At 38.0% G+C, this 15,223-nt stretch carries 14 protein-coding genes; 5 read left to right on the top strand and 9 right to left on the bottom strand.

What is annotated here, in order from left to right; genetic code table 11:
• Nucleotides 1–129: 129 nt before the first annotated feature.
• Both EDD62_RS06340 and EDD62_RS06335 read right to left on the bottom strand, forming a co-directional pair.
• Complete coding sequence (locus EDD62_RS06340) at nucleotides 130–456, bottom strand: hypothetical protein (protein ID WP_123807971.1); 327 nt, start codon at nucleotides 454–456, stop codon at nucleotides 130–132.
• A 2-nt stretch (nucleotides 457–458) separates the two neighbouring features.
• Nucleotides 459–926, bottom strand: a complete 468-nt coding sequence (locus tag EDD62_RS06335) for a MarR family winged helix-turn-helix transcriptional regulator (protein WP_077139592.1) — start codon at nucleotides 924–926, stop codon at nucleotides 459–461.
• 102 nt (nucleotides 927–1,028) lie between these two features.
• Between EDD62_RS06335 and EDD62_RS06330 the strand changes: the two genes are divergently transcribed.
• Both EDD62_RS06330 and EDD62_RS06325 read left to right on the top strand, forming a co-directional pair.
• The gene (locus EDD62_RS06330) at nucleotides 1,029–2,687 is read left to right on the top strand and encodes an alpha-keto acid decarboxylase family protein (protein WP_123807970.1); all 1,659 of its coding nucleotides are present in this window, start codon (nucleotides 1,029–1,031) and stop codon (nucleotides 2,685–2,687) included.
• A gap of 57 nt (nucleotides 2,688–2,744) precedes the next feature.
• The gene (locus tag EDD62_RS06325) at nucleotides 2,745–4,232 is read left to right on the top strand and encodes an aldehyde dehydrogenase family protein (RefSeq protein WP_123807969.1); all 1,488 of its coding nucleotides are present in this window, start codon (nucleotides 2,745–2,747) and stop codon (nucleotides 4,230–4,232) included.
• A 53-nt stretch (nucleotides 4,233–4,285) separates the two neighbouring features.
• Here EDD62_RS06325 and cstB read toward each other — a convergent pair whose 3' ends face one another.
• Both cstB and EDD62_RS06315 read right to left on the bottom strand, forming a co-directional pair.
• A complete protein-coding gene (gene cstB / locus EDD62_RS06320; RefSeq protein WP_123807968.1) occupies nucleotides 4,286–5,617 on the bottom strand; it encodes a persulfide dioxygenase-sulfurtransferase CstB in 1,332 nt (443 codons plus the stop codon).
• 17 nt (nucleotides 5,618–5,634) lie between these two features.
• Nucleotides 5,635–6,699: a DsrE/DsrF/DrsH-like family protein gene (locus EDD62_RS06315; protein ID WP_414731066.1), complete on the bottom strand. Its 1,065-nt coding sequence runs from the start codon at nucleotides 6,697–6,699 to the stop codon at nucleotides 5,635–5,637.
• Between the two features lie 149 nt (nucleotides 6,700–6,848).
• On the opposite strand from EDD62_RS06315, the gene EDD62_RS06310 reads away from it, so the two are divergent.
• Together EDD62_RS06310 and EDD62_RS06305 are read left to right on the top strand one after the other, a co-directional pair.
• A complete protein-coding gene (locus EDD62_RS06310) occupies nucleotides 6,849–7,106 on the top strand; it encodes a metal-sensitive transcriptional regulator (RefSeq protein WP_077139597.1) in 258 nt (85 codons plus the stop codon).
• On the top strand, nucleotides 7,106–7,861 hold the full coding sequence (locus tag EDD62_RS06305) for a sulfite exporter TauE/SafE family protein (protein ID WP_123807967.1): 756 nt from the start codon (nucleotides 7,106–7,108) through the stop codon (nucleotides 7,859–7,861). The genes EDD62_RS06310 and EDD62_RS06305 overlap by 1 nt, the downstream gene beginning before the upstream one ends.
• A gap of 76 nt (nucleotides 7,862–7,937) precedes the next feature.
• Here EDD62_RS06305 and EDD62_RS06300 read toward each other — a convergent pair whose 3' ends face one another.
• The 5 genes from EDD62_RS06300 to EDD62_RS06270 all read right to left on the bottom strand — a co-directional run bounded on the left by EDD62_RS06300 (nucleotide 7,938) and on the right by EDD62_RS06270 (nucleotide 14,278).
• Entirely contained in the window at nucleotides 7,938–8,324 is a 387-nt protein-coding gene (locus EDD62_RS06300) for a TOBE domain-containing protein (RefSeq protein WP_123807966.1), read from the bottom strand.
• Between the two features lie 258 nt (nucleotides 8,325–8,582).
• Nucleotides 8,583–9,302 (bottom strand): aggregation-promoting factor C-terminal-like domain-containing protein, encoded by a 720-nt coding sequence (locus EDD62_RS06295; protein WP_123807965.1) that lies wholly within the window; start codon nucleotides 9,300–9,302, stop codon nucleotides 8,583–8,585.
• Between the two features lie 317 nt (nucleotides 9,303–9,619).
• Nucleotides 9,620–11,233 (bottom strand): BCCT family transporter, encoded by a 1,614-nt coding sequence (locus tag EDD62_RS06290; protein ID WP_123807964.1) that lies wholly within the window; start codon nucleotides 11,231–11,233, stop codon nucleotides 9,620–9,622.
• A 512-nt stretch (nucleotides 11,234–11,745) separates the two neighbouring features.
• Nucleotides 11,746–13,398: a YhgE/Pip domain-containing protein gene (locus EDD62_RS06280; RefSeq protein WP_123807963.1), complete on the bottom strand. Its 1,653-nt coding sequence runs from the start codon at nucleotides 13,396–13,398 to the stop codon at nucleotides 11,746–11,748.
• Between the two features lie 535 nt (nucleotides 13,399–13,933).
• A complete protein-coding gene (locus tag EDD62_RS06270; protein ID WP_123807962.1) occupies nucleotides 13,934–14,278 on the bottom strand; it encodes an ArsR/SmtB family transcription factor in 345 nt (114 codons plus the stop codon).
• Nucleotides 14,279–14,647: 369 nt separating this feature from the next.
• On the opposite strand from EDD62_RS06270, the gene EDD62_RS06265 reads away from it, so the two are divergent.
• Nucleotides 14,648–15,220: a TetR/AcrR family transcriptional regulator gene (locus EDD62_RS06265; protein ID WP_123807961.1), complete on the top strand. Its 573-nt coding sequence runs from the start codon at nucleotides 14,648–14,650 to the stop codon at nucleotides 15,218–15,220.
• The last annotated feature ends 3 nt before the right edge of the window (nucleotides 15,221–15,223 follow it).

Below are 15,223 nucleotides of genomic sequence, written 5' to 3'. Positions count from 1 at the left end.
TCTGAATACGGGACGGAAAATGAAAGAAAAGGTGTTGGTAATCAGAGTAAATCGGAAATACTCTGAATACAGGACGAATAAAAACTACCGCCTATCAAGCGATGTCGCTTGATAGGCGGTAGTTCCTTATTATTTATTCAATTGTTCATTTAAATATTCTACAAATTGTTCTTTGTCACCTTCGATGATGTCTTTCATTTTGACACGCATTTCGCCCATTTGTAAAAACAGGTCATCCTCTTGAATAAAACCGCTTTGGATTGCATTATACGGGATATTTCGTTGATATACCTCGTCTTTCATTAAAGCGTTCATAATCAATCGCTCATTCGTTAAAATATAAGCTGCTTTGTATTCGCTTTGACCTTCAATTTCGTATTCAACCGTTCCTACAACTGATGGACCGACTTTTTCTGTTGGATATAACTCGTCAAATTTTAATTCGTTTAATTTCATCCTTATTCATCCTCCTTATAATGTGGTGATTTTTGCATTAAGTTTTCTACAAAATCACGATACCCTTGCCGTTCATTCGCATATTCATGCATGACTTCGAACCAATCATGTCCTACTTTATCAAAAATTTGAGCCATGCGCTTTGATTGTGCTTCAGTTAATTTTTGTTCTAGCAATTTTCCTTTGCGTGTTAAATATAAATGTTTAACACGCCGATCTTGTTCGTTATTACGCTCTATGATATATCCTTGTAATTTCAAGTCTTGTAACGTTTTATGGCTGCCTTGCTTTGAGATTTCTAACACTTTAATTAACTCTTTCAAAGACATCCCTTCGCGGCGTGCGATAAAAAATAAAAATCGATGATGTTGGCGACGTAGTCCGAACTCGGATAAAATTTCATCGGCGGTTTCTGTGAATGTATGATATGCAAAATAAAAAGTCATAATTTCATCGTGGTGTGATGTCATAAAAATACACTCCTAAATTTAAGTCAACTTTATTGACCTATTATATCAAAAAGTGTAAATTATGAATAGAAAAGAGTTTTATCAAGAAAGGATGAATGCAAGATGACATATACAGTAGGACATTATTTATTTGATCGATTAGTAGATGTAGGTGTAGATCGAGTGTTTGGAGTACCTGGTGACTTCAACTTGACATTTCTAGACACAATTGTCAGTCATGACAAATTACAATGGATCGGTAATACGAATGAATTGAATGCGGCTTATGCAGCGGATGGATATGGGCGTATCAATGGTATCAGTGCAATGGTGACAACATACGGTGTTGGAGAATTGAGTACAGTTAACGGGGTCGCTGGTTCATATGCAGAACGTGTACCCGTTGTTGCAATTACTGGTGGTCCAACGTCAGTTGTTGAACATGCTGGGAAATATGTTCACCATACGTTAGGTGAGGGAGACTTCAAAGATTTCCAAAAAATGTTCGAGCCGATTACAGTTGCTCAAACGAGATTGACTCAAGTGAATGCAAAGGAAGAGATCGATCGAGTGATTCGCCTTGCAATTATGGAACAACGTCCAGTGCATATTCATTTGCCAGTTGATGTCGCAGCGAAAGAAGTAGAAGAAGGGTTACTTGAATTCGATGTGACGGAGAAAAATATTACGTCTGAACATAAACAATGGTTGAGTGAATTGAAAGAAACAATTGACAATAGTAAGCAACCAGTTATTTTAACTGGTCATGAGATTAATAGCTTTAAGCTTCATGATGAATTGAAAGCATTCGTTGAAGCAACGAATATCCCAATCGCTCAATTATCTTTAGGTAAAGGTGCAATTGATGAGACGATTGATCAATATATCGGAATGTATGCAGGGGCAATTTCTGAAGATGATGTGCGTAACTATGTGGATTCAAGTGACTGCATCATAAATATCGGAGCGAAGTTAACGGATTCTGCAACAGCTGGATTCTCACAAAAATTTGATGCAAAAGATATGCAGATCATTAATCATCGCAATACTGATATTCTGAATTATCATGATGAAGATATTGCGTTAAGTGTATGGCTTAAAGAATTACAAGATTTAGGCATTAATAAACGTAACGATGAGTACAAAACTTATCAACATCAATACGATGTGTTAGTTGATGAAGTAACGGGTAATGAATTAACACAAAAATCATTACACAGCTTAATGAATCAGTACTTAGAACCTAATGATATATTGCTGGCTGAACAAGGAACATCATTCTTTGGTGCGTATGAAATGCACTTACCATCAAAAGTGAGCTACATTGGTCAACCTTTATGGGGGTCAATTGGATATACGTTACCGGCATTGTTAGGCACTCAGATGGCTGACTTAGATCGCCGTAATATCTTGATGATCGGTGATGGTTCACTTCAACTCACAGTTCAATCCATTTCAACAATGATTAGAGAAGGCATTAAGCCGATTATATTTGTAGTGAATAATGACGGTTACACAGTTGAACGTATTATTCACGGAGAGAAACAACACTACAATGACATTAAAATGTGGGACTATAAATCAATACCTGCAACATTTGGTGCTAAAGAAGGTGAAGTTGAACTTCACGATGTGAAAACTGATAAACAATTTGTTGAAGTGTTTGAAAAGATTAATAAGAATAAAGAAGTCATGCATTATGTTGAATTACACACAGCGGTAATGGATGCACCTGAAAACTTATACGAGATAGGCAAAGCATTTGCAAATCAAAATAAGTAATCATACAATGAAGTTATAGTCCTTGTGCAAACGATTACAATATAGGAGGAATTATAGATGGTTAACGTTAGAGATTATATCGACGAAAGTTATAAATTATTAATTAATGGTGAATTTGTAGACGCTGAAAGTGGCGAAACATTAAAGACATACTCACCGTCAACAGGTGAAGAATTAGCGACATTCGCTAAAGCGGGTCAAGCGGATGTAGATAAAGCGGTAAGTGCTGCTCAAGAAGCATTCAAAACATGGAGCAAGACTTCATTGCAAGAGCGTCAAGCATTACTTCATAAAATTGCTGATAAAATCGAAGAAAATGCCGATCGTATTGCATATGCAGAGTCTATGGACAATGGTAAAGTATTACGTGAATCAACAGGGATTGATATTCCATTAGGTACAGATCACTTCCGTTACTTTGCAGGTGTTCCTCGTACCGAACTTGGAACGGTGACTGAAATGGATGAGAATACAATGAGTTTGGTTACTAGTGAACCAATCGGAGTTGTTGGTGCGGTTGTCGCATGGAACTTCCCATTTTTACTTGCTTCATGGAAGTTAGCACCAGCACTCGCTGCGGGATGTACGATTGTCATTCAACCATCTTCTTCAACGCCGTTAAGTATGTTAGAGCTTGCTAAAATTATGCAAGAAGTATTACCGAAAGGTGTTGTGAACATTTTAACAGGTAAAGGATCTGAATCTGGTGATATGATCTTCAACCACGAAGGTGTAGATAAATTATCATTTACCGGTTCAACTGAAGTTGGATACTCAGTTGCTGATGCAGGTGCGAAGCGCTTAGTTCCAGCAACGTTAGAGCTTGGTGGTAAGAGCGCGAACATTATCTTTGACGATGCAAACTTTGAGCAAGCATTAGAAGGCGCTCAAATTGGTATCCTATTCAACCAAGGTCAAGTATGTTCTGCAGGAAGCCGTGTACTTGTGCAAGAAGGCATTTACGACAAATTCGTAGATGCACTTGTGAAGAAGTTTGAAGATATTAAGATTGGTAACCCATTAGAAGAAGGTAGTATCCTTGGTTCAATTACAAGTGAAGGTCAATTGAAGAAAATTATGGGCTACATGGACACTGCTAAAGAAGAAGGATGCAAGATTTTAACAGGTGGAGAACGTGTGACAGGTGGAGAATTTGATAAAGGATTCTACTTCAAACCGACAATTATCGAAGTACCAAACAATAGTGTGACAGTAGCACAAGAAGAAATCTTCGGACCTGTTATTACAGTTCAGAAGTTTAGCACGAAAGAAGAAGCGATTGACATTGCGAATGATTCTATTTACGGCTTAGCTGGTGGTGTATTCTCAACAAATATTAATACTGCATTAGACGTTGCACGTAACGTTCGTACTGGTAGAATGTGGGTTAACACATATAACCAAGTACCATCAGGTGCACCGTTTGGTGGATACAAAAAATCAGGAATCGGTCGTGAAACATATAAAGATGCAATTGCGAACTTCCAACAAACGAAAAACATTTACATTAACACATTAGACGCTACTATGGGGTTATACGAATAATTAACACAAATAAATAAGCGCTAAAGCATCATGCTTTAGCGCTTATTTTTATTTTATACGTTTATTTTTGAATATCCTTCTTTAACGTTAATGATATTTGTAAATCCACGATGCTCTAATATTCCAATGGCAATACTACTACGTAGACCAGATTGACAGTGAACGTAAATTTTATCATCATGGTTAAATGGAATGTCTTCTTTCATTAACCGACCGTGCGGAATATGAACGGCATGCTCAATATGACCACGATTATATTCATCTTGAGAACGAATATCTAAAATATGTTCCTCTTGACCAGTGATTGCAGCGGCATCGACAGTGTTTGTCATAATATCAGTTGATGGTTTAATGTAGCCTTTCACTTGATTGAAGCCAATCCATTGTAACGTCTTCGCTGCTTGATTTACTGTATCACGGTCCCCGATGAGTATAACCTCCTCATCATAATTCAAATAAAATCCGATTTGATTGATGAAGTTCTTATCATATGGAATATTGATCGCACCACGTTGGTGTCCACCGTGAAATGCTTCTCGACTTCTTAAGTCAAAGTGTAATAACGATTTATCATCATGAGCGAGTGGGTATACTTCATACGGTGAAATTAATTCAGATCCAAATTGATTGATTTCTTTCATTTTTGCAAAGTGCGTCGGTGGATCTGGTTGTTCACTTGTTAACGCATCGATAAATTGTGATTCATCTGTGATTTTAAATGCCCAGTTGTTCTCTCGTTCGTAGCCAAGTGTAGACATTGGAATGGCACCGAGTGCTTTACCACATGGACTACCGGCACCATGACCAGGCCATATTTGGATATAATCTGGTAAGTCTTTTGTTGACTGAATGGACTTGAACATCGCTTTCGCACCGATTTCTGTAGAACCTTCTACTGAGACTGCTTTTTCTAATAAATCAGGACGTCCAATATCTCCAATAAATAAGAAGTCTCCTGTAAATAGTCCCATTGGAACGGATGAACCGCCACCAATATCTGTTAATAAAAAGCTAATACTTTCAGGTGTATGGCCTGGTGTGTGCAATACTTTTAATTCAATATGGCCGACTTTAATGATATCATCATGTCCAACGAAGTGTGTATTGTCAGGCATGTTTTTATATCCTAACGAGTCATCACCTTCTTTAGACACATGGATGTGTGCGTTCAGTAATTTTGCGACATCACGAATACCTGATGCATAGTCGGCATGAATGTGAGTTTCAACAGCTTGAGTAATCGTAAAGCCTTCTTTATTTGCGACATCAATATATTGTTGTAAGTCTTTGTTAGGGTCAACGATTAATGCTTCATTCGTTCTTTGACAACCGATTAAGTAAGATGCGTGTGATAAATGGTCATTGTAAAATTGTTTAAAAAACATAAAATCTCTCCTTAAATTTAAATAAATAGATTATGGTTGGCGTGCTCAGTTTCGGCAATATACATTGCAACGCCGCCGTATTCTACGTCTGTTCTAAGTTCCTCTTTAGAAATACCCATGACATTCATGCTCATCGTACATGCAATGAATTTCACGCCTAAGTTAGAAGCGGTATCTAGTAACGTCGGTAATGAATTAACATTTTTACTGTTCATCGTATAGCGCATCATTTTATTTCCAAGTCCAAACATATTCATCTTTGATAATGGCATCTGGATTGCTTTTTTAGGCAGCATCATGTCGAACATTTTTGCGATTCCGTCTTTTTTCACTTTCGTCGTGGATGCTTTCTTTAATGCGCTAAGTCCCCAGAATGTGAAGAATATTGATACGTCACGACCGCTAGCTTTTGCTCCATTCGCGATAATCATTGCAGCAACTGCTTTATCTAAATCACCACTGAATAAGACGATGGTTGTTTTGTTACCTGAATTTACAACTTCCATATCTCCTGGTGTCTGCTTTTCAATAATGGCATGAATGTAGTCATCATACTCTTCTAATAAAATTGCCTTATGCTTTGTTTGGTTCACGTAACTTTTAATATCGTTGACAAAACCTTTGTCTGTCACAGTGATATCTAATTGTTCACCGTCTTTCATTTGATTTAACTCTTGGCTAATGTTGACGATAGGACCAGGACATTGAAGACCACTATAATCTACTTTTTTACGGTTTGATTTGACCTTTTCACGATCTGTTTCGATTGTTTCTTCTGATAGATGTTGATCTTGATAAGACAAGTAACCACCATCCAAGTTAATAATCTCATAACCTTGATCAGATAGGAACTCACTTGCTCTTGCACTTCGTCCACCTGATCTACAGAATACGTAGTATGTGCGGTCTTTTGGTAAATCAAATGTATCTATTTCTTCAATCGGATGGTTGATTGCATTATGAATTGTACCTAACTGTACTTCTTCTTTAGTTCTCACATCGATTAATTGTGCGTTGTCTGAAAGTGTCTTGAATTCTTCGTTTGTAAAGTTTTTCATATGTTTTGTTGTCATTGGCATGATTAACACTCCTTTTAAATTATAACTGTATGCCTATAAGGGTATATTACAATATATAAATATTTACGTCAAGTACCCATAGGGGTATTTGACAAAGTGATGTGATAGAGGTATGATATACACACTGAAAATAAAGAAAGGAAGAATGGAAAATGAAATATGATAAGAAATTAATCCATCGAATTAATCGAATTCAAGGACAATTGAACGGAGTCGTTAAGATGATGGAAGAAGAACAAGATTGTAAAGATGTTGTGACGCAGTTGAGTGCATCAAAAGGATCGATTCAACGATTAATGGGGATTATTGTCAGTGAAAATTTAGTAGAATGTATTAAAGACGCTGAGGGTAGTGAGGCTGAGCAGGAGATGATCAATCAAGCGATAGAGTTGATCGTGAAGAGTAAATAATGGATGTAGTGCTTATCGTCATTACATTATTAATCGGTGTCATCGGAGGGTTTATTGCTGGTTTAGTAGGTATTGGTGGTGCGATTATTATTTATCCAATGATCATACTGATTCCACCGTTATTTGGGTTAGAAGGTTTTACAGCATATACTGCATCAGGGTTAACGAGTGCCCAAGTTTTTTTTAGTACACTGAGTGGTACGAATCGAGCACGTAAAAGACCATTCTTTAATTTGCGATTGGTTGGTTATATGGGTGTTGGAATGATTGTTGGGAGTATTATTGGAGCAATTATTTCACAACACTTCACAGAACAGATGATTAACTATGTATACATTGCTGTCAGCATATTAGCTATTATGTTGATGATATGGAAGGTTAAGCCAACTATTTCTGCAAGTATTCGAGTCCATTGGTCAATGGCCATTGTAGGTGTATTTATTGGTCTTATCTCAGGTGTGATTGGCGCCGGTGGAGCATTTATTATTATCCCGATACTCCTTACGGTATATAAATTACCGATGAATACAGTTGTCACGAATAGTATTGTCATTGCATTTATCTCTTCTATAGGCGCATTTGTCATGAAGTTATTCCAAGGATTTGTTCCACTAGAACATGCAATATGGATGGTTATAGGAAGTCTTGTGATGGCTCCGATTGGAATGAAAGTTGGAGAAAAAGTTCCAGACGCAGTCCAAAAAGCAATCATCATTATATTAATTGCCATTGCGATTATACAGTTATTAACTTAAAAACGACGTGCTGAGTGTAGTGAACCCAAAAAGTTGAACTTTTTGGGTTCACTACAGTCGAGTAAGCAGGCATTTTTTAATTATCTGTAATTCTTTCTCCTGTATCGAAATCAAAGAAATGCCCTTTATCCATATCAAAGGCAAAGGTCATTGTGTCGCCGGGTTTATTTTGGTTATGCGCATCTACCCTTGCTACAATCTCTTCTCCTTCAAGTTCGGAGTAAATCATAAATTCCGAACCAAGCAGTTCATTCACCCTGACTTTTATATCGAACGGTGATGCTTCTTCCGGCTTAGAAAGCTGCTGATACTCCTGAACATTCTCAGGACGGATGCCAAATTTAATTTTCTTATCTGTATACCCATGCTCTTTCAGTATATGCTTGTCAGCTTCCGCAACCTTAATATTTGTATTGCCGATTTTTAAAAGTTCCCCGTCAAATATACCATCGAATATATTCATAGAGGGTGAGCCAATAAATTGAGCAACAAATAAGTTGTTTGGTGTATTATAAACTTCCTGAGTCTGCAATTAAAATCATTGCAGACTCAGGAAGTTTTACTGCACTGTAAATTTTAGTCATACTCATCCTGCTTTCTATAAATACTCTTTATAGCTTATATAGCCTAAAGTTAATAAATTAAACTCATCCAATGACAACAAAAAAACCGTACTATCTGGATAACCAGATAGTACGGTTTTTAATATTGGTGTTAGATCTTACCACCAGTTGTTAGCATTACGGAATTGGATTGCTGCATCGATTGAACCGTAACGTTGTTCAGCATAGTTAAGCATACCTGATGTTTGTTCTGCTACTGAACCAGTACCCCATGATTCTTTAGTTTGGCCAAGTCCTCGGTAGCCGTTCGGACTTACTGCATTTGGATTACCGCTTGATTCTGGTAATACGATTGAGTTCCACATTGCTTCAGTTCCGCCAGCAGCTAAGAATTGTGACTTAGTAGATCCGCCAGTTGATTGTGTTGTTTGTGGAGCTGGTGTTGCTGCTGCAGGTTCTTCTACAGTTTGAGTTTCTTCTTGAACAGCTGGAGCTGCTTCTTGTGTATTGTTAACTTCTTGTGTTTGTACAGCTTCATAGTTTTGAACTGTTTGTGTTTCTTCTTGAACAGCTGGAGCTGCTTTTTCTACTGCAGGTGCTTGGTTTTGTGCATCTGCTTGGCCATTCATTTCGTATGCCCATGAGAAGTAAGTTCCATCTGATTCGAAGTCGTAGTTAAAGTTGTTGTGGTTAAAGTTGTAGTCATATTCACCTTCGTGTAATGCTGATGCATTTAAAGCACTTGGGTTATTTTGAGCTGTGTGAGCAAGTTCTTCTTTATTAAGATCGTATGATGATGCTTCTGCGTCCTGACCTGCTGCAATTCCTGTTACGCCTAAACCTAATACTAATGTAGTAGCTAATACTGTTTTCTTCATAAAAATTTCTTCCTCCATTTAAATAAATTATATAGTAAACTGATTTGATATTTTTTCTCTAAAGCTAATCACACTTTTTATGTCTTGCTTCCTGACGACAGTTATCAATGTAACACAGAATATTTTTACGTGTGTTACAGCTCAATAATAAAGAAGTTACAATTCCTAACGGAACTGTAATAATGATATCTCACTGTATTATTTCTGACTATTACCATTAAACGGACATATTCGTGTAACACAACTGCCAAATTAGACACACGTTTGATAAAAAAACACCGTATTCTGAAAAAATCAGATACGGTGTGATTGATTATTTACAGATCTCTTTCATCGACACCTGCATTTTTTTGCTCTTCATATTGTTTTTCTTCTTTTTCAAGATATTCTTTCATACGTTTCGTATTTGGCGTTATCGTTAAGCCAAGATATTTTCTTTCTTCGTTTGCATCCTTATAGAAGGAAATCATCATCATGATAATGACGAAGCTGAATGGCAGTGCAGCGATAATCGCTGCGGACTGCAGGGCTTCAAGTCCGGTATCTCCGCCTGATAATAGCAGTATAAAAGCAATAGCTGACAAGCTGATGCCCCACACGACCTTAATACTTGCTGCAGGGCGAAGTGAACCATATGATGTTTGCATGCTGAGTACAAAGGTTGCGGAGTCCGCTGACGTAATAAAGAATGACGATACTAAAATAATCGCGAGAATCGACAGAGGAACGCTCAAAGGCATCTCATTAAAAATAGCGAATAACTGAGTTTCCGGGCCGAATTCTACAAGCGCCGGTACCTTGCTCGCAATTTCAATGCCGGTAACACCAAATACAGTAAACCAGATGATACCGATAGAGGTCGGCACAATAAGCAGTCCTAAAATAAATTCACGCACTGTACGTCCTTTTGATACCCGTGCGATAAAAATGCCGACAAAAGGACTCCAGCTGAGCCACCATGCCCAGTAGTAAATAGTCCATGACTGGAGCCACTCGTTTTTCTGATTGTTTAAAGGAGCTGCATCGAGCGTTCTTGCTATAAATGTATTAATATACTCGCCGGCAGCTGTCGGCAGCATATTCAAGATAAGAAGCGTCGGCCCCAGTATAAGAATAGCCAGCAGCAGGACAGCGGCGAGAAGCGTATTCAAATTGCTCAGGTATTTAATTCCTTTACTTAGACCGCTCCAGGCACTGCCTAGAAACAAGACAGTGACGACGGCGATAATAAGCCCCTGGATACCGATGTTAATCGGGACACCAAACAAGTAATTCAGGCCGCCGTTGATTTGAGTTGTGCCGATACCTAAAGATACAGCGACTCCGACCGCAGTTGCAAATACAGTCAGGACATCTATAAGTATTCCGACTGGTCCGTCTACTCTATCACCAAGTATAGGACGTAAAGTTTTTGACAGGAGACCCGACTCACCTTTTCTGAACTGAAAGTAAGCCAGAGCAAGTGCAACAGCACCGTACATTCCCCAAGCATGTGCACCCCAGTGAAATATGGTTGCTCTGATTGCTTCCAGCATTGCCTCCTCTGTTTCGGGGTCGGCAGTTGCCGGTGCGAAAAAGTGGGCGATTGGTTCTGATGTACTGTAGAATATCATCCCGATACCCATGCCTGCACTGAACAGCATCATCAGCCATGAACGTGTACTGAATTCAGGCTTGTGGTGCGGTTTTCCGAGTTTTAATTTGCCAATTGGACTGAAGATAAGAAAAATACAAAAGAATAAAGTAACGGAGGTGATTATCATGTAATACCATCCGAAGTAATTACTCACCCCGTCTGCTATGAAGCCTGCCACCGACCCGAATCCCTTTGGATTTATGGCGCCGATAACTACAAGTGTGCCGACTATCAGCACAGAATATATAAATACTTTCGACAATTTTTTACTGGCTGGATCTGAAGAATCTTTCATTAATGTGCTCCTTAATATTTTTAGGATGCGGATTATTCATCCGCGATTCCTTTTCTTTTAAATAAATAACCTATTGATAATATCAAACTTACACATCGAGTGCAATTTGAATATGAAAACAGCCGCATTTTCTGTAATGCGGCTGTTATAAAATTTAATTGTTAGCTGCTTTTTTATTACCGATTTTAACCGGACGTCCGGCAACAAGACCAAGTATAGCGATAATTATTGCTGCAGCCATCAAATATTCAAAGGCGCCGTCCATCCAGTGTAATCAGACAAGATTCCGAGAAATAACGGTCCTGCTGCGGCAATCAGATAACCGATTGACTGAGCGATGCCAGACAGGGAATACGGGTCCGCAGCACGGAGAACATTACAGCGAGGCTGAACGTTGTCCCTGCGCCGGGTCCTGCAAATATAAGCGCGGGAATGATGAGGAAAGTCGGCATAAATGCTATGCCAAACAAGCCGATAAAGAAAAAAGCCCGCTCGGTCAGCGGGCTGAACTTTTAGTTTTCAAATTTGGCCATTTTATTCGCTTTTTCTTCATACTTAGGGAATTTATCTTTCAGCCATAATACTAACAATACGAGCAGATAAGCACCTGCAGCTATTGCTAGCAGGATATATATTATTGTGCTGAATTCCATGTTAAATGCCTGGCCGAAAATCGCATCTTTAAAGCTGGACACGACGAATGCCATCGGCAGGAATTCATAAAGCGTTTGATAGAAATTGTTTGCAGTTTCTATCGGGAAAGTTCCGCCGCTTGATGATAACTGTACAATCAGCAGCACGATTCCGAGGAATTTTCCGAAGTTGCCGAATATCATTACCAGCAATCCTATAATGGAAATGGAAACGAGAGACCATACAAGCATCGCAAAGTAAAATCTCCAGTGGCTGGCAATTTCAATCTGCATTACCCAGACAATTGCAGCATACAGCAGAGTTGTAATGATTACCGAGTGAGATAAAAACAGCAGACCGCGGCTGAGCCACTGGCTGAATACATTTTTCTTATTTTCGAATATTTTATTCATCGGGTATACAACATTAAATGTAATAGCTCCGATATACAGGCTGACTGCAATAATTAACGGTGCAAAACTCTGCGCATAGTTTTGTGTATCCACCATGGACTCAATATCCAGGTTAACAGGACTTGCAATCGCTTCTGCTCCCTCATCACTGAAAACAATATTCTGCTCTTCTATTTCCGCAAGCAGCTCGTTAAATCTGGTATCAACCTCTGTAAGTGCTTCTGCCAATTCGCTGGAGCCTGCTTTCAACTCGCTGATACCGCCGTTCATTTGCCCAATACCTGAATTCAATTCAGAAGCCCCGCCAGCAAGCTGTGTGCTGGCTTCATTTAACTGGCCTGCTCCATTTTCAAGTTCTGACTGTGCACCTTGAACCGGCTGTGCATAATTTCCAAGCATTGGTGCCAGCTGAGTGATCTGTCCTGTAAATTGCTGTTCACCATTATACAGTGTTCCTGCTCCCTCGCTGACTTGTGAAGCGCCGCTTTCAAGGTTGTCAGCGCCTTCTTTTAACTGCGCTGAGCTGTCCTCGAGCTGGCCAAGTCCATCGTCAAGTGTGACTGCACCGTTCTTCAGCTCAGCAATGGCATCTTGTGCTTCATCACTCTGGTCAGACAAACTGCCGAGTTCGCTAATCAATGTTTTGGTATATGTTTCTGTAATTTCTTTTTGAACTGTTTCGACTAAGACTGAACCGACTTGTTCAGACATAATTGAACCGATGAAATTGAATCCCGGATTTGTCTTTAGTTTAAGGTTTACATTTTCCGGTGATTCGCTTAAGAAGGTCATGGCATTATCAGAAGCATCTGCAGGGATTTCCAGATATCCGTATGATTCTCCGCTTTTAATTGCTTCTTCTGCTTTTTCCAGAGTGGAAAATTGCCAGTCCAGCTGGTCGTTATCTTTCAGCTCAGCTTCGATTTCTTTTCCGAGCTCTATATCCTCATTGCCTGTATCTTCATTTACTATATGGAACTGCATATCGCCTGTGCGGTCATATGGGTCCCACATTGCACCGAGAAATGTCAATGCATATATAACCGGAAATAATGAAATGACTGCAAGAGATACTAATAACAACGGTTTTTTAAATACAAATTTAAAATCCTGTAACATTTAATCATCCTTCATTTTTTTGTGTTAAAGTTATCGTACACGATGTGCAATAAACCATGGGTATTCGGATTTTATGGTGGAAAAGTTGCTTCCACTTTAAACATCATGTCGGATTCATTTTCTTGTGGTGGTTCTATTGTTTTAAGATCTGGTAGTAATAATAAGTCTGACATATTGTTCATCCTTTACTACTCTGTGATGTTATAGTATTAAATATAGATTTGATATTGAAATTATCATTGCTAATTATTTTACTAACATCAATCTCATAAAGCATTTATATGATTGAAAACAAAAAACCTATCATTCACTATCCTACAATAAAAGGGTTATCCCATAGTTACACGGGATAACCTTACAATTATTAAATTATGCAGTTGCACAGCTACAATCTTTGCACTCGCAAACTTCATCAGTACAGTTGTCTACACATTCTTGACTACAGTAAACTTTTCCTGCTTCTTCTACTTTTGTTTCCCCAAGAAGACAATTACAGTTCGGTCTCGCACATTTTTCCATACTAAACACCTCCTTATTATTTAGGTAAATCTTCGGTTAAACACCAACCTCGATCTAATAGACTAACGACGCAATTATCAACAATTCGGTACCGAATAAAATTGCCTTCACGAATACTGCGAACGATGTCTTTATCAATCAATCGTTGAAGTTGGTTGGAAATGGCTTGAGGTTTCATTTCAAGCTGTTCTGCCACCTCGCTAACAGATGCATTTGGAGTTCGAAGCAAGGTATGCAGTATTCTAAGCCGTGTCCCGTTAGAAAGTATTTTAAAGGTCTCACTTAAACCTTCAGCGTTCTCTGTATCTAATAAGGGGCGTTCCGTTAGTTTTGGTTTTGGTGTACACCAGTTTTCAGACATTATTTCCTCCTCCATTTCACAATTACATTATATAGTGTAATGATTTTTGTGTCAAGAACCTGAAGTTCATATATGAGCATCTTTTTATCAGTACATTATAACGCCTTAATAAGATAAAATATAATTCCCTCTTGTTTGACTACCTACCCGTGATCACCCGTGTTTGATTTATAATTTTGTGGTATTATTATTTTTCCTTAGCATTCCACCAAACAATCCGATTTAACCACTATTTTTTTCGAATTATCAAAATGCTAATTCCACTATATATTCCGAAGACCCTTGATTTTTTGATGTTTTAAATTAAGATATATGTTAGCATATTTATAATTGAATGACAATCAGTCATTTTTGAATGGAGTGAAGATAATGCCGTCTATGAAGGACAAACGTAGTATAATTTTGAAGAGTGCAAAAGAGTTATTTGATCAATATGGTATTGAAAATACAAGAATTTCTGCAATTGTTAAGAAATCAAAAATTGCACAAGGAACTTTCTATTTATATTTCAAAAGTAAACAAGACTTATTATCTAAATTAAGTATTGATAGTATTCAAGAGTATAGTGATTATTTAAAAGAACATACAGATGTTGAACAAGGTGTCTATTACTTATTAGAGTTATCCATTGATCGAATTATTACAATGTCAAAAGACAGTCCAAAATTAACATTGATTGTGTTTGCAAGTGTGAATGAAGTGATGGAAGAGTCAGATTGGGAGATGTTATATGAACCTCTCAGAACGGTCCTAAAGGAGCGATTATTATATTCCATGAAAGCTGGGGATGTTAGAAGTGATCTGAATGTAGAATATACGATTACTTTCATTATCTCATTAATTGAGTCAACGGCTAAGCGATTTATTACCGTTCAACATGATGACGATATCGATCGATATAAAAAAGAGTTGATTGAATTTATTATGAATGCAATTCAATAAGAA

The organism is Abyssicoccus albus, assembly GCF_003815035.1.
GTDB classification, from domain to species: Bacteria; Bacillota; Bacilli; order Staphylococcales; family Abyssicoccaceae; genus Abyssicoccus; species Abyssicoccus albus.
Note: the sequence above shows the minus strand (reverse complement) of the source record. Positions and strands in the feature narration are given on the sequence as shown.

Excerpts from the sequence above, each read along its gene's own strand:
- EDD62_RS06325 (WP_123807969.1), top strand. The coding sequence starts at position 2,745 with ATGGTTAACGTTAGAGATTATATCGACGAAAGTTATAAATTATTAATT.
- EDD62_RS06295 (WP_123807965.1), bottom strand. The coding sequence starts at position 9,302 with ATGAAGAAAACAGTATTAGCTACTACATTAGTATTAGGTTTAGGCGTA.
- EDD62_RS06280 (WP_123807963.1), bottom strand. The coding sequence starts at position 13,398 with ATGTTACAGGATTTTAAATTTGTATTTAAAAAACCGTTGTTATTAGTA.
- EDD62_RS06290 (WP_123807964.1), bottom strand. The coding sequence starts at position 11,233 with ATGAAAGATTCTTCAGATCCAGCCAGTAAAAAATTGTCGAAAGTATTT.
- EDD62_RS06265 (WP_123807961.1), top strand. The coding sequence starts at position 14,648 with ATGCCGTCTATGAAGGACAAACGTAGTATAATTTTGAAGAGTGCAAAA.
- EDD62_RS06305 (WP_123807967.1), top strand. The coding sequence starts at position 7,106 with ATGGATGTAGTGCTTATCGTCATTACATTATTAATCGGTGTCATCGGA.
- EDD62_RS06330 (WP_123807970.1), top strand. The coding sequence starts at position 1,029 with ATGACATATACAGTAGGACATTATTTATTTGATCGATTAGTAGATGTA.
- cstB (WP_123807968.1), bottom strand. The coding sequence starts at position 5,617 with ATGTTTTTTAAACAATTTTACAATGACCATTTATCACACGCATCTTAC.
- EDD62_RS06310 (WP_077139597.1), top strand. The coding sequence starts at position 6,849 with ATGAAATATGATAAGAAATTAATCCATCGAATTAATCGAATTCAAGGA.
- EDD62_RS06340 (WP_123807971.1), bottom strand. The coding sequence starts at position 456 with ATGAAATTAAACGAATTAAAATTTGACGAGTTATATCCAACAGAAAAA.
- EDD62_RS06335 (WP_077139592.1), bottom strand. The coding sequence starts at position 926 with ATGACATCACACCACGATGAAATTATGACTTTTTATTTTGCATATCAT.
- EDD62_RS06300 (WP_123807966.1), bottom strand. The coding sequence starts at position 8,324 with ATGAATATATTCGATGGTATATTTGACGGGGAACTTTTAAAAATCGGC.
- EDD62_RS06270 (WP_123807962.1), bottom strand. The coding sequence starts at position 14,278 with ATGTCTGAAAACTGGTGTACACCAAAACCAAAACTAACGGAACGCCCC.